The following is a 23,413-nucleotide window of genomic DNA, read 5'->3' as shown; positions in this document are numbered from 1 at the left end:
CCTATTCAGCAGCCACGCGCGCCGGCGCGGGCTTGAAATCCTCGCGGAAATGCGTGATCGAGCTCATCACCGGGTAGGGCGTGAAGCCGCCCAGCGCGCAAAGCGATCCGAACTTCATCGTGTTGCAGAGGTCGGTGACCAGAGCGAGGTTCTTTTCCGCCTCGATGCCGGCGGCGACCTTGTCCAGAACCTCCACGCCGCGCGTCGAGCCGATGCGGCAGGGCGTGCACTTGCCGCAGCTTTCGATGGCGCAGAACTCCATGGCGAAGCGCGCCTGCTTCAGCATGTCGGCGGTGTCGTCGAACACGGTGATGCCGGCATGGCCGATCAGCCCGTCGCGCTTGGCGAATTCCTCGTAGTCGAACGGCGTGTCGAACAAAGCCCGCGGGAAATAGGCGCCGAGCGGACCGCCGACCTGCACCGCCTTCACCGGACGCCCAGTGGACGTGCCGCCGCCGATGTCGTCGACGATCTCGCCCAGCGTCAGGCCGAAAGCCGTCTCGAACAGGCCGCCATGCTTGACGTTGCCGGCGATCTGGATCGGGATCGTGCCGCGCGAGCGGCCCATGCCGAAATCCTTGTAATAGGCGGCGCCCCTGTCCATGATGATCGGCACGGAAGCCAGCGAGATGACGTTGTTGATCACCGTCGGCTTGCCGAACAAGCCTTGGATCGCGGGCAGCGGCGGCTTTGCGCGCACCACGCCGCGCTTGCCCTCGAGGCTGTTGAGCAACGAGGTTTCCTCGCCGCAGACATAGGCGCCGGCGCCGACGCGGATTTCCATGTCGAAGGCGTTGGGCGAGCCCAGCACGTTGACGCCCAGCACGCCTGCCTTGCGGGCGATAGCGACGGCCTTGTTCATCGTCGCCACCGCATGCGGATATTCCGAGCGGATATAGACGAAGCCCTTGGTCGCGCCTGTGGCGATGCCGGCGATCGCCATGCCTTCGATCAGCACGAAGGGATCGCCTTCCATGATCATGCGGTCGGCGAAAGTGGCGCTGTCGCCTTCGTCAGCGTTGCAGACGATGTATTTTTGCGCGCCCGCCGTATCCAGCACCGTCTTCCACTTGATGCCGGTCGGGAAGCCGGCGCCGCCGCGGCCGCGCAGGCCGGATTCGGTCACCTGTTTCACGATGTCCGCGGGCGCCATCGCCACTGCATTCTGCAGGCCGTTCAGGCCGCCATGCGATTTGTAGCTGTCGAGTGACAGCGGATCGATGATGCCGCAGCGCGCGAAGGTCAGCCGCGTCTGTTTGGCGAAGAAGGGGATCTTGTCGGGGGAGCCCAGCCAGCGCTTGTGATGGCCGCCCTTGAGGAAGCCGCTGTCGAACAGGCTCTTGACGTCGGACGGCTTGACCGGCCCGTAGGCGACGCGGCCCTCAGCCGTCGCCACCTCGACCATCGGCTCCAGGAAATAGGCGCCGCGCGAGCCGTTGCGTACGATCTTGGCTTCGACGCCGCGCTCCTTGAGTTCCTTCTCGATCGCTTTGGCGACCTTTTCGGCACCGAGCGCCAGCGCGCCGGAATCTGCCGGGACATAGATGCGCGGGATCATGAACGTACCTCCGCGACGATCTCTTCGATCTTCTCGTCATCGAGCCGGCCGATGACTTCGCCGTCGAGCATCGCCGACGGCGAGCAGGCGCAAAGCCCGAGGCAATAGACCGGCTCCAGTGTAACCGATCCGTCGCGCGTGGTCTCGTGGAAATCGATGCCCAGCAACTGCTTGATCTTGGCGGCGACGGCGTCCGAACCCATCGACTGGCAGGCTTCGGCCTGGCAGAGCTTCAGCACGTGCCGTCCGGCGGGCTTAGCGCGGAAATCGTGGTAGAAGCTGACCACGCCGTGCACCTCGGCCCGCGATAGGTTCAGCCCGTCGGCGATCACCGGCAGCGCGTCTTTCGGAACATGCCCGAACTCTTCCTGTATGCTGTGCAGGATCGGCAGCAACGGGCCTTCGAGGCCCTTCATCTCATCAATGATCGCCGCCGTGCGCGACGCGATCTCGGTACTTGCGGCCTGCATGCTCACGCAGCGCCCTCCCTGGTCGTGGCGGCCAATGTATGTCACCCCAGCATATAGAGCGGTTTCGGGGTAACGACATGCATAGGGCGCAATATCGCTAAGTCCTTACGAAATCAGAGGAAACCTCCGAAATCAATAAAGCGCTTTCGTCGTTCGATAGAAATTTTCTATCAAGATCCGGCGGCTCGCATTGTCTAACCTAGCGGTGGGCGCGGAAATCGTCCGCCAGCGCCATCGCCTCTCCCAGAAGCGCCTGCACCAGCGGCGTGTGCGGCTCGCGCGGCGCCGCCACCAGCCCGACCGTGTGGCTGGCGTCCGGCTCGACGATCGGGATGGCCCGGATGGGCTCGGAAAAGCCGAACGTTTCCGCAAGGTTGAGCGGCATGATCGATGACCATTTGCCTGTGCGGATATGCGAGAACAGCACGATCATCGAATTCGATTCCAGCGTCGGCCGCACCTGCACGCCGGCTTCCGCCAGATGCTGGTCGATGATGCGCCGGTTCTGCATATCCGGCGTCAGCAGACAGAGCGGCAGCTGGCTGATCTCGGCCCACGACACTTTGTCGCGGTCGGAATAGGGGTTCCCAACCGCCGTGATCAGCTGATAGCGCTCGTCATAGAGCGGCACGCTGGTCACGCGCCCGAGCGGCTCGTTGTCGAGATAGGTGATGCCGGCATCGACATCGAAATTGCCGAGCAGCGACAGCACTTCGATGGATGTGCGCGACAGCACCGAGAAGGTGACGCCCGGATGCTTTTCGCGGAATGGCGTCGTCAGCCGCGCCACCATGGCGAGCGCCGTCGGGATCGCGGCGATGCGGATGCGCCCGGACAGGCCGTGGCGCGCCGCCCGCATCTCCTCGCGCATCGTGCGGGAGTCGCCGACGATGCGGCGCGCCCAGCCCAGCACCTGCGTGCCCTCCGGCGTCAGGCCCTGGAAGCGCGAGCCGCGCAGCACCAGCATGACGCCGAGCTGTTCCTCGAGCTGCTTGATGCCGGCCGACAAGGTCGGTTGGGTGACGCCGCACACCTCCGCGGCCCGGCCGAAATGCTCCTCCTTGGCGAGAGCGATGAAGAATTCCAGTTTGTCGATCATGCCGTCCGATCCGCAGCGTTTGGCCCAAGGTCGGGGAAATCGCCCTGCTTCGCAAGACGCATGCGCAATCGGCCTCGTCCACATTTTTGAGCCGGCTATCTGTTTTCCCGCGCTGCGCGTGGCGTTATGTGAGATAGGTGAAAGCAGGGAGGGACGACATGCTGGGTTGGTTTCGCAAGCTGTTGCCGCGCGAGGATCGCTTCTTCGACCTGTTCGAGCGGCATTCGCGCACCGTGGTCGGCGGCGCCGAAGCCCTTGAGCAGCTTCTCCAGGGCAAGGACATCGACCGCTGGTGCCAAAAAATCATCGATCTCGAGAACGAGGCTGACGGCATCACCGCCGAGGTCCTGCTTGCCGTCAGGCGCTCCTTCATCACGCCCTTCGACCGCGGCGACATCAAGGATCTGATCCAGTCGATGGATGACGCCATCGACATGATGCACAAGACCGTCAAGACGGTGAAACTGTTCGAAGTGAGGGAATTCGATCCGCTGATTCGAGAAATGGGCGGCGTCATCGTCCAGGCCGCCCGGTTGGTCGCCGAGGCGATCCCGCTGCTCGGCAAGGTCGGCGCCAACGCAGCGCGTCTCAACGCCATCGCCGAGGAGGTCATGCGCGTCGAGGGCCGCGCCGACGATCTGCACGAGCATGGCCTGAAGGATCTGTTCAAGCGTCACGGCCGCAGCGACGCCATGGCCTATCTGATCGGTTCGGAGATTTATGGCCAGCTGGAGAAAGTGGTCGACCGTTTCGAGGATGTCGCCAACGAGATCAGCGGCATCGTCATCGAGAACGTTTAGGCGATGGACGCCACGATCGCCTTTCCCCTGCTGGTCGGCCTCGTTGCCGTGGCGCTGTTCTTCGATTTCCTCAACGGCCTGCACGATGCCGCCAACTCGATCGCGACCATCGTCTCCACCCGGGTGCTCAGGCCGCATTACGCGGTGCTGTGGGCGGCTTTCTTCAATTTTATCGCCTTCCTGTTCTTCGGCCTGCATGTCGCCGAGACGGTGGGAAAAGGCATCATTGACGCCAGCATCGTCACGCCGGCGGTGATTTTTGCCGCACTCGTCGGCGCCATCGTCTGGAATATCGTCACCTGGGTCGCCGGCATTCCGTCGAGCAGCTCGCACGCGCTGATCGGCGGGCTGGTTGGCGCCGGCGTCGCCAAGGCAGGCCTGGGCGCCATCGTTTGGTCCGGGCTCGGCAAGACGGTCGCGGCTATCGTGCTCTCGCCTGCGACGGGATTCGTGCTGGCGCTCGTCCTGGTACTCATCGTCTCATGGCTGTTCGTGCGGCAGACGCCATTCGCGGTCGACAACAGCTTTCGCGTGCTGCAGTTCTTTTCCGCCTCGCTCTATTCGCTGGGACATGGCGGCAACGACGCGCAGAAGACCATGGGCATCATCGCCGTGCTGCTCTTTTCGCAGGGCGCGCTCGGCCCGACTTTCCATGTGCCGCTATGGGTGGTGCTCACCTGCCAGTCGGCGCTGGCGTTGGGCACGCTGCTCGGCGGCTGGCGCATCGTCCACACCATGGGATCGAAGATCACGCGGCTGAACCCGATGCAGGGTTTTTGCGCCGAGACCGGGGGCGCCATAACGCTTTTCGCCGCCACCTGGCTCGGTGTCCCGGTTTCGACGACGCATACCATCACCGGCGCCATCATCGGCGTGGGTGCCGCGCGCCGCGTCTCCGCCGTGCGCTGGGGCATCGCCGGCAACATCGTCGTCGCCTGGGTGATCACCTTGCCGGCGACGGCGGCGATTTCGGCGTTGACCTATCTCGCCACAAGGCTGGCCGGATGACGGGTTCCGGCTCCGCCTGAGAGTGGGCGCTATTTGCCCACCAGGTTCAGGATGTTGCCGTCGGGATCCTTGAACCAGGCCACCTTCATGCCCGAGCCGACATGGATGTCGCCTTCGAGCGATAGGCCGGGCATATCATAGTGCTCGAAGGTGATGCCCTTCGACCGCAGCGATTTGACGATCGGCTCGATGCGGTCGCCTACCGCCCAGGTTGCGGCCGTCGCCTTGTTGGTGCCGGCGAATTGCGAGCGATAGACATTGAGGAGCGTGTCACCGCTTTTGTAGACGATCAGCTCGCCATCCATGTCGTCCACTTGGCTGAGGCCCAGCGTGCCCTCGTAGAACGCCCTTGCCTTGGCGATGTCCTTCACCGCGAGATTGGCTGTCACATTGCTGTTTTCAAGCATGACCGTCTTCCTTCCCCGGTTGTCGTGATGGCGATGGAGATAGCGCGGGCGCACCGTTTGGCTATGACCGGGCCCGAACCTGCGCCGCGGCCGTGGCCAAATCCGACACCATCCGTCGCTTTCCGGGGCACGCCAGGCGAGCCGTTGCGCCACGGCTTGGTTCCGCCGGCAAACTGCACTATCTGGAACGCCAAACGCCGAGGAAAGATCATGACCGTTACCAAGGAATCCGTCATCGAGCGCCTGAAGACGGTGAACGGGCCGGACTTCACCGGCAACATCGTCGATCTCGGCATGGTCTCCGAGATTTTCATCGCCGATTCCAAGGTCTTCTTCTCGATCACCGTGCCCGCCGCCCGCGCCCAGGAGCTGGAGCCGTTGCGTGCCGCCGCCGAGCGCGCGGTGAAGGCTATCCCCGGCGTCGCCAGCGCGGTCGTCGCGCTGACGGCGGAGAAGAAGGGCGGCGGCATGGAAGCGCCGGTTCCGCCGCGCCCGTCTGCCCCGCAACGGCCGACTCCGCAGCCGGCGCCGCAGCGCCCCGCGCCGCATGCGCCCGCGTCGCAGAGCCATGGCAGGCGCGGCGTGCCCGGCATCGACGCCATCATCGCCGTCGCCTCCGGCAAGGGCGGCGTCGGCAAGTCGACCACCGCCGTCAACCTGGCGCTCGGCCTTGCCGCCAACGGGCTGAAGGTCGGCGTGCTCGATGCCGATATCTACGGCCCGTCCATGCCCAGGCTGCTTAACATCCACGGCCGGCCGCAGACCGTCGACGGCAAGGTGCTGAAGCCGATGCAGAATTACGGTCTCAAGGTGATGTCGATGGGCTTCCTCGTCGATGAGGAGACGCCGATGATCTGGCGCGGCCCGATGGTGATGTCGGCGCTGACGCAAATGCTGCGCGAGGTCGAATGGGGTCCGCTCGACGTGCTGGTGGTCGACATGCCGCCCGGCACCGGCGATGCCCAGCTCACCATGGCCCAGCAGGTGCCGCTCGCCGGCGCCGTCATCGTCTCGACGCCGCAGGATCTGGCGCTGATCGACGCCCGCAAGGGCCTCAACATGTTCAAGAAGGTCGACGTGCCGCTGCTCGGCATCGTCGAGAATATGAGCTACTTCCTCGCTCCCGACACCGGCAAGCGCTACGACATTTTCGGTCATGGCGGCGCGCGGCGCGAGGCCGAGCGCCTCGGCGTCACCTTCCTCGGCGAGGTGCCGCTTGAGATGGGCATCCGCGAAAGCTCGGACGCCGGCACCCCGGTCGTCGCCTCCAAGCCGGAGGGCGCCGAGGCAAAGATCTACCGCGATATCGCCAGCAAGGTCTGGGAACGGGTCCAGGAAGAGCGCGGCGCCGCTGAAGCCGCCGTGCCGAGCATCGTGTTCGAATAACGCCCCTTCCTTTGAGGGTTCAGGCGCCGACCTTCTCGCCGAACGTCGAGAAGAACTGCCCTGCCAATTTCTTCGATGTCGATTGGATCAGCCGGCTGCCGAGTTGTGCGATCTTGCCGCCGACCTCGGCCTTGGCGGCGTATTTGAGCACTGTCGAGTCCGCCCCGTCGGCGGTCAGCGTCACGTCGGCGCCGCCCTTGGCGAAACCGGCAACGCCGCCCTTGCCTTCGCCATGGATGGTGTAAGAATGCGGTGGCTTGAGGTTTTTCAGCGTGACTTCGCCGTTGAAGGTCGCCTTGATGGGGCCGATCTTGAGCACCACGGTCGCAGCCATGGCGGTGTCCGAATTCTTCTCGAGGCTCTGGCAGCCGGGAATCGCCACCTTCAGGATCTCCGGGTCGTTGAGGGCTTCCCACACTTTCGCGATGGGTGCGGCGATCCGCTCCTCGCCTTCGATCACCAAAGCCATCAAGACCTCCCGTATTGCTGATGCCGGTTGGTCGTAGCGCGCGGCCCGAAACAAGTCTATCGCACCAAAGTCCGGGTTCCGGCTGCGCCTGCCTCTTGCCTGCATGGACGCATTGTCCTATCGATTTGTCATACAAATACGGAGACCACCATGGCAGGCGCCCCCACCAAGAAGAAGAAATTTCGCTCGCAGGAGTGGTTCGACAATCCCGACAATCCGGGCATGACGGCGCTCTATCTCGAGCGCTACCTCAACTACGGCCTGACTCGCGCCGAGCTGATGTCGGGCAAGCCGCTGATCGGCATCGCGCAGACCGGTTCCGATCTTTCGCCATGCAACCGGCATCACCTCGAGCTTGCCAAGCGCGTGCGCGAGGGCATCGTCTCGATGGGCGGCATCCCATTCGAGTTCCCCTGTCATCCGATCCAGGAGACCGGCAAGCGCCCCACGGCCGCGCTCGACCGCAACCTTGCCTATCTCAGCCTGGTCGAAGTGCTCTACGGCTATCCGCTCGACGGCGTGGTGCTGACCATCGGCTGCGACAAGACGACGCCTGCCTTGCTGATGGCGGCGGCCACCGTCAACATCCCGGCGATCGCGCTTTCGGTCGGCCCGATGCTGAATGGCTGGCACAAGGGCAAGCGCACCGGTTCGGGCACCATCGTCTGGGAATCGCGCCAGCGGCTGTCTGCCGGCGAGATCGACTATGACGAGTTCATGGACATCGTCGCCTCCTCGGCGCCGTCGACCGGCTATTGCAACACCATGGGCACGGCGACCACGATGAATTCGCTGGCCGAGGCGCTCGGCATGCAATTGCCTGGCTCGGCCGCTATCCCTGCACCGTACCGCGAGCGCGGCCAGATTTCCTACGAGACTGGCAAGCGCATCGTCGAGATGGTCCATGAGGATCTGAAGCCGTCCGACATCATGACCCGCGAGGCGTTCGAGAACGCCATCGTCGTCAACTCGGCCATCGGCGGCTCGACCAACGCGCCGATCCACCTCAACGCCATCGCCCGCCATCTCGGCGTGCCGCTCGACAATGACGACTGGCAGAAGATCGGCCTCGACATCCCGCTGCTGGTCAACCTGCAGCCGACGGGCGAGTATCTCGGCGAGGACTATCACCATGCCGGCGGCGTGCCGGCGGTCGTCGCCGAATTGATGAAGGGCGGCCTGCTGCCCCATCCCGATGCCGTCACCGCCAACGGCAGGTCGATGGGCGACAATTGCTGGGATGCCGTCAACGAGAATCACGACGTCATCCGCAGCGCCGACAAGCCGCTCAAGGCCAATGCCGGCTTCATCAACCTCAAGGGCAACCTGTTCGATTCCGCCATCATGAAGACCAGCGGCATCTCGCCCGAATTCCGTGAGCGCTACCTCTCCAATCCGAACGACCCGGAGGCCTTCGAGGGCAACGCCATGGTCTTCGACGGGCCGGAGGATTACCACGCCCGCATCGACGATCCGGCGCAGGGCATCGACGAGCACACGATCCTGTTCATGCGCGGCGCCGGTCCGGTCGGCTATCCGGGCGGCGCCGAGGTGGTCAACATGCAGCCGCCGGCCTACCTGATCAAGAAGGGCATCCACGCCCTTGCCTGCATCGGTGACGGCCGCCAGTCCGGCACGTCGGGCTCCCCGTCGATCCTCAATGCCTCGCCTGAAGCCGCGATCGGCGGCGGGCTGGCGCTGCTCAAGAGCGGCGACCGCGTCCGCATCGACCTGAAAAAGGCCACGGCCAATATCCTCGTCAGCGACGAGGAGATCGCCAAGCGGCGCGCCGCGCTGCAGGCCAATGGCGGCTATCACTATCCCCAGCACCAGACGCCTTGGCAGGAGATCCAGCGCGGCATGGTCGACCAGTTCTCGGCCGGCATGGTGCTGAAACCGGCGGTGAAATACCAGGACGTCGCCCATACCAGCGGCGTGCCGCGCGACAATCACTAGGCCTATATATTCGGCCGATCAAAAGGGGCGGCTTGCCGACGGCGAGCCGCCCTTTTCTGTTGCCCTTGTTTCATCTCCAAGGAACCCACAGATAAGCTCGACCTCGGCAGCTCAGGAAGCGACAGATCATCGTGGCGAAACGGCGCTCTTCCCTCGGTTTTCTCGGCATGTTCGGCCGCTCCGGCGATCTGCGCCAGCTCGACGACGCATTGCGTGCGGCCGACCTGCATCCGGCGCTGGTACCAGAGGGCGTGAAACTCACCATCGTCAACCTGATGAACGACCGCTGGCCCGATGAGCCGCCGGGGGACGCCTATGCATCCGTGGCGCAGCTCTGCGGCTATTGCGTCGCCGGACGCCATGTGTTCGAGCAGGCCAACGGCCGCGAGCCGACATTGCAGGTCGAGCGCCGCATCGAGGCGGCGCTGGAGACCGGCGACAGTTTCGACGCGCAGATCGTGCTGATGACGCTGCACGCCAAGCTGATCAACGCCGAGGTCGTCGAGCGCTATGCGCTGAGCGCTGAGTAGCGGTCCTAGCCGCCCATCTTGCTGCGCGGCAGCTTGATCATCTCGCCGAAGCGGGCGCGCAATTTGTCGTCGAGCAGGCGCGAGACGTGGCGCGGGAAGCGCTCGGCAAGCACGCGCTTCTTCTCCGCGATTGCCCGCGACAGGATGTCGGGCCGGCCCTTCTCGTTCCATTCCTTGGGCGAGAAACGGTCGCCGACGGCGGGATAGAAATACTCGGTCTGCATCAGTTTCAGCGTCTGATCGTTGCCGAGATAATGGCCGGGGCCCTTGAGGCAGACATCGGCGATGGTGTCGATCGACAGCGCGTCGTCTGTCACCTCGATGCCGCGCACGCAGCGCAGGCAATGTCCGAGCATGTCGTTGTCGATGATCAGGCTTTCGAGGCAGAAGCCGAGCAGTGATGCGTGCATGCCGGCCGATTCATAGACCAGATTCAGGCCGGACAAGCCCGCCATGACATTGGTGATGCCCTTCTCATAGCCGGCCTGGATGTCGGGCAGCTTCGAGTCCGACATGCCGGCGGCCGAGCCGCCGGGCAGGTCGTAATATTGCGCCATCTGTGCGCAGGCCGCGGTCAGCACTGCTTGCTCCGCCGAGCCGCCTGACATGGCGCCGGTCCTGAGGTCGGAAACGAACGGCCATGTGCCGAAGATCGCCGGATGTCCAGGCTTGACGGCATTGACATAGACCAGGCCCATCAGCACTTCCGCCACCGCTTGCACGACGGCGCCGGCAATGGCGGCAGGTGCCGTGGCGCCGGCCTGGCCGGCCGACAGAAGCAGGATCGGAATGCCGCCTTCGACGCAGGCCTCCAACACTCCGCAGGCGTCCTCGGCGAACTTCATCGGCGGCACGACGAAGCAGTTCGAGTTCGACACGAACGGCCGCGCCCGGAAATTCTCCTCCCCGCCGGCGATCGCATAAAGCATGTCCAGCGCCGGCTTGACGTTCTCGCGCACGGTGAACGAGGTGCCGACATGCTTGGACGTCCCCATCACGCAGGCATAGAGCGTGTTGAAATCCATATCGAGCGGGTCGGGAATGTCGCGCGGCACCATGGTGCGCTGGAAGAAGTGGATGTTGTCCAGCCCATCGACGAGACGGGCGGCGTCGTAGAGATCCTGCAGCAGCGATTCGCGATATTCGCGCTTCTCGACATCGACCAGATGCACCGCCGCGCCCGCCGTGCCGTAATGCACGCGTTTGCCCTGGATCAGCATGTCGTGCTTCGGATCCTGGCCATGGAGGGTGAAGTTGCGCGCCGCCTTTTTGATCGTGTCCAGCACCAAGGCGCGCGGCAGCCGAACGCGGCCGTCATCGCCATGGATGGCGCCGACCCGGGTCAGCGCCTCGATGCAGGACGGGATGGCATTGGCGAAGCCGACCGTTTCCAGCAGCGTCAGCACCGCTTCGTGGATGCGCTCGCGGTCGTTCTGGCTCAATGGGCCATAGCTGCCGCCTTCAAGCCCCGGCCGCACCGGACGGATGTCGTCGGCCAAGGGCGCTGCCCGCATCGCGCGGCGCGCTTCGCGCCCGCCGGAACGCCGCGAACGCTGGTCCGACGACGATTCCTGCTTCTCGAGAGCCACTGACATGGAAGCACTCCACCTTTTGTCTTTTTCTGCGCGGCGAACGCGGCGGTTGGTCCACCATCGGCTGCCTCGTCCCCTTCTGGCTCCGACTATGCCGCCGGCATTGGCACAGCCTATGGGCCAAGCAATGCCGTCGAATATGCCAGAGTGCTAAAGCGGCAAACATGCGCCCAAACAAAAAGAGCCGGCGCGGTGCCGGCTCTTTTTCAGGAGGTCTGTGGCGATCAGGCGGCGGCGGGCCTGCGTCCGGCGGCGGTAGCGAGTTCGCGGATGCCCGGCTCGATATGCTGCAGCGAGATCGAGGAGATGCCCAAGCGCATGAAACGAGAGGGCTTTTCGCTGCGATCGAAGAACCGGTCGCCGGGTTCGATGATGACGCTGCGCGAAGCGGCCGCTTCCGCAAGGCCGCGTGAATCAGTGCCGCGCGGCCCTTCCAGCCACAGCGATGTGCCGCCCGCCGAGTCGGTCGAACGCCACTCTGGCAAGAAGGCGGAAATCGCATGGACCAGACGCTTGCGCCGTTCGTCGAAGGCGGTGGAAAGCCTGCGCACCAGCGCCTCGTGATGGCCGAGCGACAGGAACAGCGCAACGGCGCGCTGGTTGTTCGCCGGCGGGTGCCTGAGCATGAAGCGGCGCAGCGCGCGAAGCTCGGCGATCAGCCCGGCCGAGGCCACGATGTAGCCAAGCCTGAGACCCGGAGCCAGCGTCTTCGACATCGAGCCGACATAGATCACGCGGCCGGAACGATCGAGGCTCTTCAGCGCCTGCTGCGGCGCCTCATCGAGCAGCTGGCTGTCATAGCCGTCCTCGATAATGATCTGGTTGTTGCGGTTGGCGCGCGCCAGGAGATCCTGCCGCCGCTCCGCCGACAACGGCACCATGGTCGGGCAGTGGTGGCTGGGCGTGACGAAGACGAAGCCGGAATCGCTGGGGATCGCCGAGGTCACGATGCCCGACTGGTCGACCGGAACCGGCTGGATATCGGCGCCGGCCAGCCGGAAGATCGAGCGGGCGTCAGGATAGCCCGGGTCTTCCATGGCCACCTTCGAGCCCTTGGTCATTAGCAGCGACGCAAGCATGTAAAGCGCGTTCTGCGCGCCCAGCGTCACGATGATCTCGTCCGGATTGGCGAAGATACCGCGCCGCGGCAGAAGCCTGGCCTGGATCTGTTCGATCAGCAGCGGATCGTCGCGGTCCACCATGTCGGACGCCCAGTTGCGGATCTCGAGCACCGCCAGCGCCATGCGGTTGCACTCGCGCCATTCGGCGGTCGGAAACAGCGCCGGATCGAACTGGCCGTAGACGAACGGGTAGGAGGACTTGATCCAGTTGTCGTGCTTGGCCGGCGGCGGCATGTCGCTCGCGGCGATCTGCCGGCGCGCCTTCCAGTCGATCTCGTTCTGCTGGTCGGGCGCCTTCTGGTGCGGCTTGGCGGGGGTGGCCAGCACGTCCGGGTTAACGAAATGGCCGCGTCGCTCGCGCGCCACCAGGAAGCCCTGGTCGACCAGCTGCTGGAAGGCGAGCACCACCGTGCCGCGGGCAACCCCGAGTTTTTCCGCGAGAATTCGGCACGACGGCAACGGCATCGAGGCGGCGATCTGTCGGTCGAGAATGGCCGCGACGATCGCCTGGCGGATCTGCGCCTGGAGGGTTTGGCCGGATTCAGCCGAAATCCGGAACAGGCCGGACCATATGGCCGTGTCATTGCGCTGTGGCATGGGAAATCTTCCTCGGACGGCCAGCTGTTTTCACTTGGCTGGACCAGTGGAGTGTATGGGTGGCATAAGGGGTTGCGCCAATCAATTTTTCTGATCGCTGGGATTTATGCCAGTGATCTATCAAGCGCGACGCGAAGCGTCGTCGCCGCGCGTTCAGGCGCGATGCGCAGCATCGTCGCCCCCGCGATGCGCAGCATCGTCGCGGCACTGTTCCAAGGCGCGATGCGACAGCATCGTCGCCCTCCGCCCAGCGCCCCGCCGCGAGTTCCCGCACCTCACCGTCCAACACCGCCCCTCATCAAAGCGTGAATGCGGTGCGGCAAAGCCGCGCTTGAACGAAATGGAAATCGGCTCGATAGAATGACGCGCCGACACGCGCCGGAAACATCCGGCCTGTTAAAATGGTCTAAAAACCCGCCAGGAGCCTGCCCCGTGGACCAGTCATCCTTCGACAAGCAACTTGCCGCCTTGCGCGATCAGCGCGCGGCGGCCAAGGGCTCAATGCGCGAGGCTTTCGCCGCCGATCCCAAGCGCTTCGAGACATTCTCAGCGACCGATGGCGATCTTTTGCTCGACTGGTCGAAATGTGCCGTCGACGCAGATACGATGACGATGCTGGAAAAGCTCGCGGGTGCGGCCGATCTCGCGGGACGCCGTGCCGCCATGTTCCAAGGCAAGAAGATCAACATCACCGAGAACCGCGCCGTGCTGCACACCGCGCTGCGCAACCTGACCGGCAAGAGCGTGATCGTCGACGGCCAGGACACCAAGGCCGATGTGATCGCCGTGCTCGACGCCATGGGCGCCTTCGCCGACGCCATCCGCTCCGGCAAGGCGGCCGGCGCCACCGGCAAGAAGATCACCGACATCGTCAATATCGGCATCGGCGGCTCCGATCTCGGCCCGGCGATGGTGACGCTGGCGCTCGCGCCCTATCATGACGGGCCGCGCGCGCATTACGTCTCCAATGTCGACGGCGCCCATATCCACGACACGCTGAAGGGTCTGTCTGCCGAGACGACTTTGTTCATCATCGCCTCCAAGACCTTCACCACGGTCGAGACGATGACGAATGCGCAGACGGCGCGCGATTGGGTTCAGAAGGCGTTGGGCAAGGAAGCGGTCGGCAAGCATTTCGCCGCCGTCTCGACCGCCCTCGACCTGGTGGCGAAGTTCGGCATCGAACAGGACCGCGTCTTCGGCTTCTGGGACTGGGTCGGCGGCCGCTATTCCGTCTGGAGCGCCATCGGCCTGCCGGTGATGATTTCCGTCGGTCCGCGCAACTTCCGCGCTTTCCTCGACGGCGCGCATGAGATGGACGAGCATTTCCGCTCGGCGCCGATGCAGAAGAACCTGCCGGTGCTTCTGGGGCTGATCGGCTGGTGGCATCGCGTCGTCTGCAAATATCCGGCCCGCGCCGTCATCCCTTACGACCAGCGCCTGTCGCGCCTGCCGGCCTATCTGCAGCAGCTCGACATGGAATCGAACGGCAAGAGCATCACGCTGGACGGCACTGCGGTCGCCACGCCGACCGGCCCGCTGGTCTGGGGCGAGCCCGGCACCAACGGCCAGCATGCCTTCTTCCAGCTCCTGCATCAGGGCACCGACTTTATCCCGGTCGAATTCCTCGCCGCCGCTGTCGGTCACGAGCCCGAATTGAAACACCAGCATGATCTTTTGCTCGCCAACTGCCTGGCGCAGTCGGAGGCCCTCATGAAGGGGCGCACGCTGGAAGAGGCGCGCGCCCAGATGCTGGCCAAGGGCATGAAGCCGGCCGACGTCGACCGCATCGCGCCGCACCGCGTCTTCTCGGGCGATCGCCCCTCGCTGACCATTCTCTACAGAAAGCTCGACCCGCGCACGCTCGGCCGGCTCATCGCGCTTTACGAGCACCGCGTCTTCGTCGAAGGCACGCTGTTCAACATCAATTCCTTCGACCAATGGGGCGTCGAGCTCGGCAAGGAACTGGCGACAGGCCTGCTGCCTGTTGTGGAAGGCAAGGAGACTGCCGCAAAACGCGACGCCTCGACTGCCGGGCTGGTGGGACATATCCACCAATTGCGCGGCGCGGAGTAAACGGGATTGGCGGATATCAAGGGAATATTGTTCGACAAGGACGGCACGCTTGTCGACTTCAACGCAACCTGGCTCGGCGTCGCCGACTTCATGGCGATGGATGCCGCCGAGGGCGATCGCTGGAAGGCGGATCGACTGCTCGCCGCCGCCGGCTTCGACTTCGTCACGAAGCGCTTCAAGCCGGATTCGATCTTCGCCTCCGGCTCGAACATGGACGTCGTCGAGCTCTGGTTCCCGCGTCTGTCCGAGGAGGACCAGATGCACGCCGTTTCCCGCTTCAACGAGATCACTTCGGCGCAAGGTTCGGCCATGGCGGTCGCGCTGCCGGGCGTCGTCGACTCGTTGCGGGCCTTGCACAAACGATCCTATCGCATGGGCGTCGCCACCAACGATTCGACCAGCGGCGCCGAAAAGACGCTGGCCACGCTGGGCATCGCGCAGCTCTTCGATGCCGCCTTCGGCTATGACGCTGTTGCCAACTCCAAGCCGGCGCCCGACACGGTCGTCGCTTTCTGCGACCTGACCGGGTTGAAGCCGGGCGAGATCGCCATGGTCGGCGACAACCGCCATGACCTGGAGATGGCGCGCGCCGGCGGCTGCGGCCTGGCGGTGGGCGTGCTCTCCGGCACCGGCACGCGCGACTCGCTGGCGCCGATGGCGGACGTCGTTCTGGACTCGGTCGCCGACCTGCCGGATTTTCTGACTGCGCGGGTGAACGTGCCGGCGGGCTAACCAGTCGCCGCCCAGGAAGACGCCTCAGTCAGCCATTTTCCGATGCGACTGCTTCTTGGCCCGATTGCCGCAGCTGTTCATCTCGCACCACCGTCGCGAACCGTTCTTCGTGCGATCTATGAAAAGCCAGCGGCAGTCGTGCGGCGGGCATTGTTTGAGACGCGATAGTTCGTCGCCGCGAAGCAGGTCGAGAGCCGACCACGCGATTGCCCCGGTGATGCGATTGGCGCCTAGGAAATGCAACGACACCGGCGATCCAGCGAGCGCGGCGGTTCTGAGCGCTTCGGCCGCGTATTTTCTGATGGTATCGAGCGCGGCAGCGGGAGGTTCGTCGCCATGAGCGATTGCCGAGCCGGTGTCGCTTACGGCGCGGCGAAGGGCGAGAACGTCTTTGACCAAAGCTTCGTGGTCGGCCGAAGGAAGGGCGAAATCATCGTCGATCAGGCCCGTTTGCCTTGACCACGCCAGGATGTCCGCCGCCGTCGCGAGATGGTCGATTTCCCGGTCGGTGCCGCGCCGACTGATGGTGTTGGCGAGATCAAGGGCCAGGTTGCCGGCGATACGATGGGGAAGTGACATTGGCGACGGCTTTCATTTCCTCGCTGCGTTGGGGCGGTCGCGCCCAAACAACGCCAATCCTGCGGCTACCAACAACAGTGCGGCGCCGCCGATCTCGGCCGCTCCGACCTTTTCGCCGAACAGCCAAACGCCTACGGCCAGTGCAACGATGGGCGAGATGAAGGCATAGAGCCCGGCGCGGGCGGTGCCCCATTGTTCAAGCAGGCACAGATAGATCGTGTAGGCTACGATGGTTCCGAGGAGGGAGAGGAACAACAGGCTTGCCGCAGCCGGAGCGACATCGATCCTTCCTGGCAGCGTCGCCGAAACCTCGCCCAGAAGGAATGAGACGACGATCAGCGCCGCGCCGCCGAGAACGGCGTGGATCGCGGTGAGTGTCAGAGGCTTGATCGGGCCGATCAGCGGCCGCGCAATGACGCTCCCCGCGCAGTAGCACGCCGTGCCGGCCACGATAGCGGCAAGGCCCAATCCGTTTCCGGATTCCTGTTCGACAAGACGCGTCCAGAAGAGGCCAAGGAGACCTGTGCAGCCGAGCGCCAGCGCCAGGCCGTGCCGCCAAGTGGGCCGCTCTTCTCCGAGCAGGACTGCCAAGCCAAACAGAAGCACCGGAACCAGCGCGAGATTGACCAAGCCGGATAGGCCGGAGGGGACCGTTTGCATGCCCCAGAACAGCAGTCCGTAGGTTCCGGCATTCGTCAGCAGGGCCGATATGATGACTCGCATCGACCGGCCTTCCGCGAATGCCGATAGGGCTCCATGTGTCCAAAATGCCAGGATTCCCGCAGTCAGCAGATAGCGCAGCCCCGCCAGAAGAATCGGGGGGACGCCCGCATCCAGGCCGATCTTGACTGCCGCCCAGGTCAGCCCCCAGATCAGTGCCATGAGGCCGAACAGGGCGAGGTTGCTCATGACGGCAACGTCAGCGCAGATCCTGGTCGTCGACGAGGATGCGGTGGATCTCGATGCGCTCGGGCAGTTCGATCAGAAACTCGGGGTCGCGGTCCAGATGATGGACTTTGATCGGGTCGCCCTTGGTGAAAGCGGTCATCGCCTGGATATCGGGCCAGTAGGAGATGGTCGTGAACCAGGTCTCCTCTTCCCGGTCCTCGCGAAAGAGCTGGACGCCGAGCGCAACCCGCTGAAGCGGAGGAATGCCTTCTGCCTTCAAATAGGTTTCGTAGCTGTTCGCGACGTCGCGACGGGTGCGGCCGCGCCAGATGCGTGCGATGGTTGGTTTCGTCGCCATGTTCGTCTCCTTTGGGTTCTGGATGTGGCGGAGAGCCGTGCTTACGGCAGCGTTCGCGAGAGGAAGTCGCGCACCAGCCGCAGGGCTTCCTCGAAATGTGTTTCCAACAGCCAATGGCCGGCATCGTCGAGGATATGGAGTTCCGCATTCGGGAGGTCGCGTCGATAGGCGAGCGCCGACTGCTCGGGCATGTAGCCGTCCTGCGGTCCCCAGACGATGAGTGTCGGCGGACGGTGCTCGCGCAGATAGGATTGGTATCGCGGGAACCATTCGATGTTCTGCTCGAGCTTTTCCATCAGCCGGACCGACACCGCCTTCCGGATCGGTGTGTTCATCAGCGGCCAATGCAGCTTCCACAGATCGGGAGGGACGCGGCTGGCGACTTCTTCCGAGACCTCGCCGATGAACTCCTTGCGGAAACCCTCCTCGCTGACCGCCTCCTCGAGTGGGCGGTGCCTCTCTGCCGATTCGTCCGCCCACCAGGCTTTGATCGTGTCGTATTTCGGCCCGAGCACGTCCTCGTAGATGTCGCCGTTCTGGATGACCAGGCCCGCGATCCTGTCAGGATGCGCTATCGCGTGACGGAGGCCGATCTGAGAACCATAATCGTGGAGCCAGAGCGCATAACGCTCCAAATGCAGCGCATCGGCAACGTCAGCGAGAACGCCGGCATAGGCATTGAAATCATAGTCGAACTCGGCGGGGTCCGGTGTGTCGCTGTAGCCGAATCCAGGCCAGTCGAAAGCTACTGTCCGCCAGCGGTCGGCCAGGCCCGGCATCAGGCGTCTGAACTGGTAAGACGAGCACGGGTAGCCATGCGGCAAAAGAAGGACGGGAGCATCGGGCGGTCCTGCTTCCCGCAGAAATATCGTGTGGCCGCCGATCTTTGATCGACGGTGATTTGTGTCGTGGATTTCCATGACCTCTCCGTTTTTCGTTCTATCCGTTAGAACTGGTAAAACGGGTTTAGCTGGTCCCTGTTCCGAGCTTTGCTTTCGGAACCATGAGTAAGAAAGTGCTGTATGACCGGTGGCGCCCGATGTGAGGCGAGGGGCGATTGCTGGACTCCTCAGCCACCCTTTATCGGACGAAGGCGAACACCGCGCTGGGCCTGGGTTCGCTGCCGCCGTTTCCGCCGACATCCGGCACGTGATATTCGCCGAGCAGGCAAAGCCGTGGCCTGGGCAGCCAGGCGCGGCCGGGATCGCCGACCAGCACATCGATGCCGGCGGCTAGGCAGCGGTCGAGGAACGGGATCATCCGTTGCCCGACATCCTGCGCGTAAAAGACGTCGCCGGCGAGAACCAGGTCGACCACCGGCGGGGGGCCGTCGGTGAGGTCCTCGTCGCGTGTCTGGATGGCGACGCCGTTGGCTTGCGCATTGAGGCGGAGCGCCACCGCGCCATTGCGGTCGATCTCCGCTGCGATCACCGCGCGCGCTCCGGCTTTTGCTGCGGCGATTCCGACCAACCCCGAGCCGGCGCCGAGGTCGAGCACGCGTTTGCCGGCTACGATCGACGGACGGTCGAGGATATAGCGCGCCAGCACGGTGCCGCCGGCCCAGGCATAGGCCCAATAGGGCGGCTGTGGGTCAGGCCGGCTTCCATCGCTCTCGTCTTCCGGTTCGAGCAGCCGCCGCAAGCCGCTGCCGGGATGCGCCTGGTAGAGTCGGACCTCCGGCACTGACGGTACCGGCGCCAGCCGCATGTTCGCCTTGATGAAGTCCGCCGGATCGAGCCGCTTGCCTCGCCCCGGTGTCTTGCCGGCGGAATAATCGCTCAAACCTGGTCCCGCAGCGCCCGCCGCAGGATCTTGCCGACCGGCGTCTTCGGCAGCTCGGTGCGGAATTCGATATGTCGCGGGCGCTTGTAGCCGGTCAGGTTCTCGCGGCAATAGGCCATCAACGTCTCGACGGTGAGCGCCGGATCCTTTTTCACCACGAACAATTTAGGCACTTCGCCGGAATGCTCGTCCGGCACGCCGATGGCCGCCACTTCGAGCACGCCGGGATGATGCGCCACCACCTCCTCCAGTTCGTTTGGATAAACGTTGAAGCCGGAGACCAGGATCATGTCCTTCTTGCGGTCGACGATCTTGGTGTAGCCGCGCTCGTCCATGAAGCCCATGTCGCCGGATTTGAAGAAGCCGTCCTCGGTCATCGCCTTGGCGGTCTCGTCGGGCCGGTTCCAGTAGCCGGCCATAACCTGGGGGCCGCGGATGCAGATCTCGCCCACTTCGCCGAGCGGCACGTTGTTGCCGTCGTCGTCCCGAATGGCGATCTCGGTCGAAGGCAGCGGCAGGCCGATCGTGCCGGTGAAATCGGCCGAGCTGAACTTGTTGGCGGTCGCCACCGGCGAGGTTTCGGAGAGCCCATAGCCTTCGCTCACCGGACAGCCGGTCAGCGCCTTCCAGCGCTCCGCCACGCCCTTCTGCACCGCCATGCCGCCGCCCAGCGTCAGGATCAGCGGCTTGAAGTCGAGCTTGCGGAACTCCTCATTGTTGAGCAGCGCGTTGAACAGCGTGTTGAGGCCGGGAAAGATGTGCATCGGGTGTTTCGCCAGTTCCTTGACGAAGCCCGGAATGTCGCGCGGGTTGGGGATCAGCACATTCTGCGCGCCCTGCTGCATGCCCATCAGCGCGTTCACCGTCAGCGCGAAGATGTGATAGAGCGGCAGCGCGCAGATGAAGTTGAGATGCGCCGGCTTGGGCTTGACCGTATAGGCGTCCTCCACCCACAGCGAATTCTGCGCGACGTTCGAAAGCACGTTGCGATGCAGCAGCACAGCACCCTTCGAGACGCCGGTGGTGCCGCCCGTATATTGCAGGAAGGCGATGTCGTCGCCGGAGACCGTGGGCGGCTTGAAGGCGATGCTCGCGCCGGTCTTGAGCACGGCGTTGAATTTGACATGGCCAGGCAGCGACCATGCCGGAACCATCTTCTTAACCCGTCGCACCACGAGGTTGACGATGGCGCCCTTGAGTCCGCCCAGCATGTCGCCCATGGCGGCGACGATGACATGCTTCACCGGCGTCCTGGCGATCACCGCCTGCAGCGTGCCGGCGAAGTTCTCGAGGATGACGATCGCCTGCGCGCCGGAATCCTTCAGCTGGTGTTCCAGCTCGCGCGGCGTGTAGAGCGGGTTCACGTTCACTACGGTGTAGCCGGCGCGCAGTATGCCCATCATCGCCACCGGATATGGCAGCACGTTCGGCATCATCAGCGCCACGCGCGCGCCCTTCTCCAGGCCTCTCGCCTGCAGATAGGCGCCGAACGCGGCCGACAGCCGTTCGACCTCGGCATAGGTGATCGACTTGCCCATGCATACGAAAGCCGGCCGCCCGGCGAATTGCTTGCAGGCGCCGACGAGGAACTCGCCGATAGACTTGTAGGGCAGGGCGCCGATCTCGGCCGGCATGTTCTTGGGATAGCTTTTCAGCCACGGCTTTTCCGGCAGGCCGACGGTGAGCTCGGTGATCGCCTTCGGCAGGCTCTTCGAGGCAGGCTTCGCGTTGCCCGTCGCTGGCGCCGTCTTCGCGGCGGGCGACTTCGCGGCCGCTTTTCCGGCTTTTGCCGCCGCGGGCTTGGCAGCGGCCGGCTTTAGGGCTGACTTTGCGGTCGTCTTCGCCTTCGGTGCGGCTGCGGCCTTGGCAGTCTTGGGCGCATCGCTTGCGGCGGCGCCCTTGGCCTTTGCGTTCACCGGGGCTGTCGTCTTGGCTGCTTTTGCCACCTGTCTCTCCCTGTCGCCTTCAATCTCGGCGTCCGCTTCCAGGGAAGCGTCCTCCACGCCGTCGCGGATTTTCGGGAAATCCCGCCCACAGTCTATGTATTGCCTCTATCGGCGACGGTGCAAGCCTTGCCCCAGCGGCAGGGTGGGGAAAGATTTGCCGTCGAAATCTGATGATCCGGACAATTCCGCAGCATGTCCGGCGGCGGGCAGATCTCCGGCAGTCGGGGTCTGTCGGCTCGTTTTAACAGGTGGGCGATCAATAAAAAAATGCCGTCGTTAATAATGTTGTGAGCAGAAAAAACTACTCATTTTTTCTGCGGTTTGAGCAAACGCTAGATTCTTTTCCTGCTTCCCATGGGGTACGCAAACGAGGTGTTCCAAAGGCGAAGAAACGGTGCTTATATGCGCCCTTCGCGAGCCTGATAGAGGGGCTTGAGAGAACATCAGGGAGTGGTCAATGAAAAAGACAATGACTTTTGCAGCCGCGTTGCTGGCTGCAAGCGTCCTCAGCGGCATGGCCAGTGCTAAGACGCTCGTTTATTGCTCGGAAGCGTCGCCGGCCAATTTCGATCCGGGTACGACGACCGGCGGCAACGACTTCGACGCGTCTTCGCGTACCGTCTATTCCCGCCTGGTCGAATTCAAGCATGGTGGCACCGAGATCGAGCCCGGCCTGGCAGACAAGTGGGAAATCTCTGACGATGGCCTGGTCTATACTTTCCATCTGCATCCGGGCGTGAAGTTCCAGACCACCGACTATTTCAAGCCGACGCGCGACCTCAACGCCGATGACGTCGTCTTCTCCTTCGATCGCCAGTTCAACAAGCAGAATCCGTGGAACGGCGACAAGTATCTGCCGAACCTCACCTGGGACTATTACACCGGCATGGACATGCCGAAATACGTCGCCAAGTGGGAGAAGGTCGACGACCTCACCGTCAAGCTGACGCTGACCGAGCCGAACGCGCCGATGCTGGCCAATCTCGGCATGGATTTCGCCTCGATCGTGTCGAAGGAATATGCCGACCAGCTCCAGAAGGACGGCAAGATGGCCGACTTCTCGACCAAGCCGGTCGGCACCGGCCCGTTCCAGTTCGTCGACTACCAGCTGGATTCGGTCATCCGCTACGCGGCCAATCCCGACTACTTCAAGGGCAAGGAAAAGATCGACGATCTGGTCTTCGCCATCACGCCTGACGCGACCGCCCGCATCCAGAAGGTGCTCGCCGGCGAATGCGACGTCGCGCCCTATCCGAACCCGGCCGACATCGCCACCATCAAGACCAACAAGGACGTGACGCTGATGGATCAGGCCGGCCTGAACATCGGCTATATGAGCTACAACACCACGATCCCGCCGCTCGACAAGCCGGAAGTGCGCCATGCGCTCAACCAGGCAATCGACCGGGAGGCCCTGATAAAGTCGCTGTTCCAGGATGCCGGCGCGACGCCCGCCGAGAACCTCATCCCGCCGACCATGTGGTCGTGGAACAAGGACGTGAAGACCGACACCTACAATCCGGAAGCGGCCAAGAAGGTTCTCGCCGATGCCGGCCTGAAGGAAATCCAGCTCTGGGCTGCCGACCGCGTTCGTCCCTACAATCCGAACTTCCAGCGCGCGGCTGAACTGATCCAGGCCGACTGGGCCAAAGTCGGCGTCAAGGCGAACATCGTCAACTACGAGTGGACGAAGTATCGCGAGGAAGGCAAGAAGAAGGACCGTCCCGGCGCCTTCCAGATCGGCTGGACCGGCGACAATGGCGACCCGGACAATTTCTTCGCCACTCTCTTCGCCTGCTCGGCCATCGGCGTCTCGAACTACTCCAGCTGGTGCGACAAGGATTTCGAGGACCTGATCCAGAAGGCCAAAAAGACCAGCGACCAGGCCGAGCGCACCAAGCTCTATGAGCAGGCGCAGGTGATCTTCGCCAAGCAAGCGCCCGCTTTCCTGCTGGCTCACAGCCAGGTTTACGCGGTCGTTCGCAATAATGTCACCGGCTTCAAGATGGACCCGCTCGGCATTCACCGTTTCGACGGCGTTGACAAGTCCGAGTAATAT

General features: G+C 63.9%; 21 protein-coding genes. 8 read left to right on the top strand and 13 right to left on the bottom strand.

The window, feature by feature from the left end; translation table 11 throughout:
* Position 1: 1 nt before the first annotated feature.
* The 3 genes from LB535_RS04335 to LB535_RS04325 form a co-directional block, all read right to left on the bottom strand.
* Positions 2-1,558 (bottom strand): formate dehydrogenase beta subunit, encoded by a 1,557-nt coding sequence (locus tag LB535_RS04335; RefSeq protein ID WP_224631297.1) that lies wholly within the window; start codon positions 1,556-1,558, stop codon positions 2-4.
* Entirely contained in the window at positions 1,555-2,034 is a 480-nt protein-coding gene (locus tag LB535_RS04330) for a formate dehydrogenase subunit gamma (protein WP_095766057.1), read from the bottom strand. Before LB535_RS04330 ends, LB535_RS04335 begins: the two co-directional genes overlap by 4 nt.
* A gap of 193 nt (positions 2,035-2,227) precedes the next feature.
* The gene (locus tag LB535_RS04325; RefSeq protein ID WP_095766056.1) at positions 2,228-3,127 is read right to left on the bottom strand and encodes a LysR family transcriptional regulator; all 900 of its coding nucleotides are present in this window, start codon (positions 3,125-3,127) and stop codon (positions 2,228-2,230) included.
* Between the two features lie 158 nt (positions 3,128-3,285).
* Between LB535_RS04325 and LB535_RS04320 the strand changes: the two genes are divergently transcribed.
* Complete coding sequence (locus LB535_RS04320) at positions 3,286-3,927, top strand: DUF47 domain-containing protein (protein ID WP_224631296.1); 642 nt, start codon at positions 3,286-3,288, stop codon at positions 3,925-3,927.
* Between the two features lie 3 nt (positions 3,928-3,930).
* Positions 3,931-4,935 (top strand): inorganic phosphate transporter, encoded by a 1,005-nt coding sequence (locus LB535_RS04315; RefSeq protein ID WP_224526895.1) that lies wholly within the window; start codon positions 3,931-3,933, stop codon positions 4,933-4,935.
* A gap of 29 nt (positions 4,936-4,964) precedes the next feature.
* On the opposite strand, the gene LB535_RS04310 is transcribed toward LB535_RS04315, so the two are convergent.
* Positions 4,965-5,342 (bottom strand): VOC family protein, encoded by a 378-nt coding sequence (locus LB535_RS04310; protein WP_224603149.1) that lies wholly within the window; start codon positions 5,340-5,342, stop codon positions 4,965-4,967.
* A gap of 207 nt (positions 5,343-5,549) precedes the next feature.
* Here LB535_RS04310 and LB535_RS04305 point away from each other — a divergent pair, with 207 nt between their 5' ends.
* Complete coding sequence (locus tag LB535_RS04305; protein WP_224631668.1) at positions 5,550-6,728, top strand: Mrp/NBP35 family ATP-binding protein; 1,179 nt, start codon at positions 5,550-5,552, stop codon at positions 6,726-6,728.
* A gap of 19 nt (positions 6,729-6,747) precedes the next feature.
* On the opposite strand, the gene LB535_RS04300 is transcribed toward LB535_RS04305, so the two are convergent.
* Complete coding sequence (locus LB535_RS04300) at positions 6,748-7,197, bottom strand: SRPBCC family protein (RefSeq protein WP_224631295.1); 450 nt, start codon at positions 7,195-7,197, stop codon at positions 6,748-6,750.
* A gap of 150 nt (positions 7,198-7,347) precedes the next feature.
* On the opposite strand from LB535_RS04300, the gene LB535_RS04295 reads away from it, so the two are divergent.
* Together LB535_RS04295 and LB535_RS04290 are read left to right on the top strand one after the other, a co-directional pair.
* The gene (locus LB535_RS04295) at positions 7,348-9,153 is read left to right on the top strand and encodes an IlvD/Edd family dehydratase (protein ID WP_224631294.1); all 1,806 of its coding nucleotides are present in this window, start codon (positions 7,348-7,350) and stop codon (positions 9,151-9,153) included.
* Positions 9,154-9,284: 131 nt separating this feature from the next.
* On the top strand, positions 9,285-9,683 hold the full coding sequence (locus tag LB535_RS04290) for a hypothetical protein (protein WP_224631293.1): 399 nt from the start codon (positions 9,285-9,287) through the stop codon (positions 9,681-9,683).
* Positions 9,684-9,688: 5 nt separating this feature from the next.
* On the opposite strand, the gene LB535_RS04285 is transcribed toward LB535_RS04290, so the two are convergent.
* Positions 9,689-11,278, bottom strand: a complete 1,590-nt coding sequence (locus LB535_RS04285; RefSeq protein WP_224631292.1) for a trimethylamine methyltransferase family protein — start codon at positions 11,276-11,278, stop codon at positions 9,689-9,691.
* Positions 11,279-11,499: 221 nt separating this feature from the next.
* Positions 11,500-12,993 carry a PLP-dependent aminotransferase family protein gene (locus tag LB535_RS04280; protein WP_095766049.1) on the bottom strand — a complete coding sequence of 498 codons (1,494 nt, stop codon included), beginning with the start codon at positions 12,991-12,993 and terminating at the stop codon, positions 11,500-11,502.
* A gap of 432 nt (positions 12,994-13,425) precedes the next feature.
* Between LB535_RS04280 and pgi the strand changes: the two genes are divergently transcribed.
* Both pgi and LB535_RS04270 read left to right on the top strand, forming a co-directional pair.
* Positions 13,426-15,069 (top strand): glucose-6-phosphate isomerase, encoded by a 1,644-nt coding sequence (pgi, locus tag LB535_RS04275; protein ID WP_318012016.1) that lies wholly within the window; start codon positions 13,426-13,428, stop codon positions 15,067-15,069.
* Positions 15,070-15,075: 6 nt separating this feature from the next.
* Entirely contained in the window at positions 15,076-15,801 is a 726-nt protein-coding gene (locus tag LB535_RS04270) for an HAD family hydrolase (RefSeq protein WP_140724452.1), read from the top strand.
* A gap of 24 nt (positions 15,802-15,825) precedes the next feature.
* Here the strand turns inward: LB535_RS04270 and LB535_RS04265 are convergent, their stop codons facing one another.
* The 6 genes from LB535_RS04265 to LB535_RS04240 all read right to left on the bottom strand — a co-directional run bounded on the left by LB535_RS04265 (position 15,826) and on the right by LB535_RS04240 (position 21,354).
* On the bottom strand, positions 15,826-16,380 hold the full coding sequence (locus LB535_RS04265) for a CGNR zinc finger domain-containing protein (RefSeq protein ID WP_224631291.1): 555 nt from the start codon (positions 16,378-16,380) through the stop codon (positions 15,826-15,828).
* A 12-nt stretch (positions 16,381-16,392) separates the two neighbouring features.
* Entirely contained in the window at positions 16,393-17,289 is an 897-nt protein-coding gene (locus LB535_RS04260; RefSeq protein ID WP_224602706.1) for a DMT family transporter, read from the bottom strand.
* A gap of 10 nt (positions 17,290-17,299) precedes the next feature.
* Positions 17,300-17,626, bottom strand: coding sequence for a hypothetical protein (locus tag LB535_RS04255; RefSeq protein WP_224631290.1), 327 nt, complete (start codon positions 17,624-17,626; stop codon positions 17,300-17,302).
* 41 nt (positions 17,627-17,667) lie between these two features.
* Positions 17,668-18,546: an alpha/beta fold hydrolase gene (locus LB535_RS04250; RefSeq protein ID WP_224631289.1), complete on the bottom strand. Its 879-nt coding sequence runs from the start codon at positions 18,544-18,546 to the stop codon at positions 17,668-17,670.
* A 160-nt stretch (positions 18,547-18,706) separates the two neighbouring features.
* Positions 18,707-19,408 carry a class I SAM-dependent methyltransferase gene (locus LB535_RS04245; RefSeq protein WP_411969525.1) on the bottom strand — a complete coding sequence of 234 codons (702 nt, stop codon included), beginning with the start codon at positions 19,406-19,408 and terminating at the stop codon, positions 18,707-18,709.
* Positions 19,405-21,354: a long-chain fatty acid--CoA ligase gene (locus LB535_RS04240; protein WP_224631288.1), complete on the bottom strand. Its 1,950-nt coding sequence runs from the start codon at positions 21,352-21,354 to the stop codon at positions 19,405-19,407. Before LB535_RS04240 ends, LB535_RS04245 begins: the two co-directional genes overlap by 4 nt.
* Before the next feature lie 457 nt (positions 21,355-21,811).
* On the opposite strand from LB535_RS04240, the gene LB535_RS04235 reads away from it, so the two are divergent.
* Positions 21,812-23,410 carry an ABC transporter substrate-binding protein gene (locus LB535_RS04235; RefSeq protein WP_095766043.1) on the top strand — a complete coding sequence of 533 codons (1,599 nt, stop codon included), beginning with the start codon at positions 21,812-21,814 and terminating at the stop codon, positions 23,408-23,410.
* Positions 23,411-23,413 lie beyond the last annotated feature (3 nt).

It is taken from the genome of Mesorhizobium sp. CA10, from assembly GCF_020165285.1.
Lineage (GTDB): Bacteria > Pseudomonadota > Alphaproteobacteria > Rhizobiales > Rhizobiaceae > Mesorhizobium.
This window is presented reverse-complemented; position numbering and strand designations above follow the sequence as displayed.

Excerpts from the sequence above, each read along its gene's own strand:
- LB535_RS04335 (WP_224631297.1), bottom strand. The coding sequence starts at position 1,558 with ATGATCCCGCGCATCTATGTCCCGGCAGATTCCGGCGCGCTGGCGCTC.
- LB535_RS04325 (WP_095766056.1), bottom strand. The coding sequence starts at position 3,127 with ATGATCGACAAACTGGAATTCTTCATCGCTCTCGCCAAGGAGGAGCAT.
- LB535_RS04320 (WP_224631296.1), top strand. The coding sequence starts at position 3,286 with ATGCTGGGTTGGTTTCGCAAGCTGTTGCCGCGCGAGGATCGCTTCTTC.
- LB535_RS04315 (WP_224526895.1), top strand. The coding sequence starts at position 3,931 with ATGGACGCCACGATCGCCTTTCCCCTGCTGGTCGGCCTCGTTGCCGTG.
- LB535_RS04310 (WP_224603149.1), bottom strand. The coding sequence starts at position 5,342 with ATGCTTGAAAACAGCAATGTGACAGCCAATCTCGCGGTGAAGGACATC.
- LB535_RS04300 (WP_224631295.1), bottom strand. The coding sequence starts at position 7,197 with ATGGCTTTGGTGATCGAAGGCGAGGAGCGGATCGCCGCACCCATCGCG.
- LB535_RS04295 (WP_224631294.1), top strand. The coding sequence starts at position 7,348 with ATGGCAGGCGCCCCCACCAAGAAGAAGAAATTTCGCTCGCAGGAGTGG.
- LB535_RS04285 (WP_224631292.1), bottom strand. The coding sequence starts at position 11,278 with ATGTCAGTGGCTCTCGAGAAGCAGGAATCGTCGTCGGACCAGCGTTCG.
- LB535_RS04280 (WP_095766049.1), bottom strand. The coding sequence starts at position 12,993 with ATGCCACAGCGCAATGACACGGCCATATGGTCCGGCCTGTTCCGGATT.
- LB535_RS04265 (WP_224631291.1), bottom strand. The coding sequence starts at position 16,380 with ATGTCACTTCCCCATCGTATCGCCGGCAACCTGGCCCTTGATCTCGCC.
- LB535_RS04260 (WP_224602706.1), bottom strand. The coding sequence starts at position 17,289 with ATGAGCAACCTCGCCCTGTTCGGCCTCATGGCACTGATCTGGGGGCTG.
- LB535_RS04255 (WP_224631290.1), bottom strand. The coding sequence starts at position 17,626 with ATGGCGACGAAACCAACCATCGCACGCATCTGGCGCGGCCGCACCCGT.
- LB535_RS04250 (WP_224631289.1), bottom strand. The coding sequence starts at position 18,546 with ATGGAAATCCACGACACAAATCACCGTCGATCAAAGATCGGCGGCCAC.
- LB535_RS04235 (WP_095766043.1), top strand. The coding sequence starts at position 21,812 with ATGAAAAAGACAATGACTTTTGCAGCCGCGTTGCTGGCTGCAAGCGTC.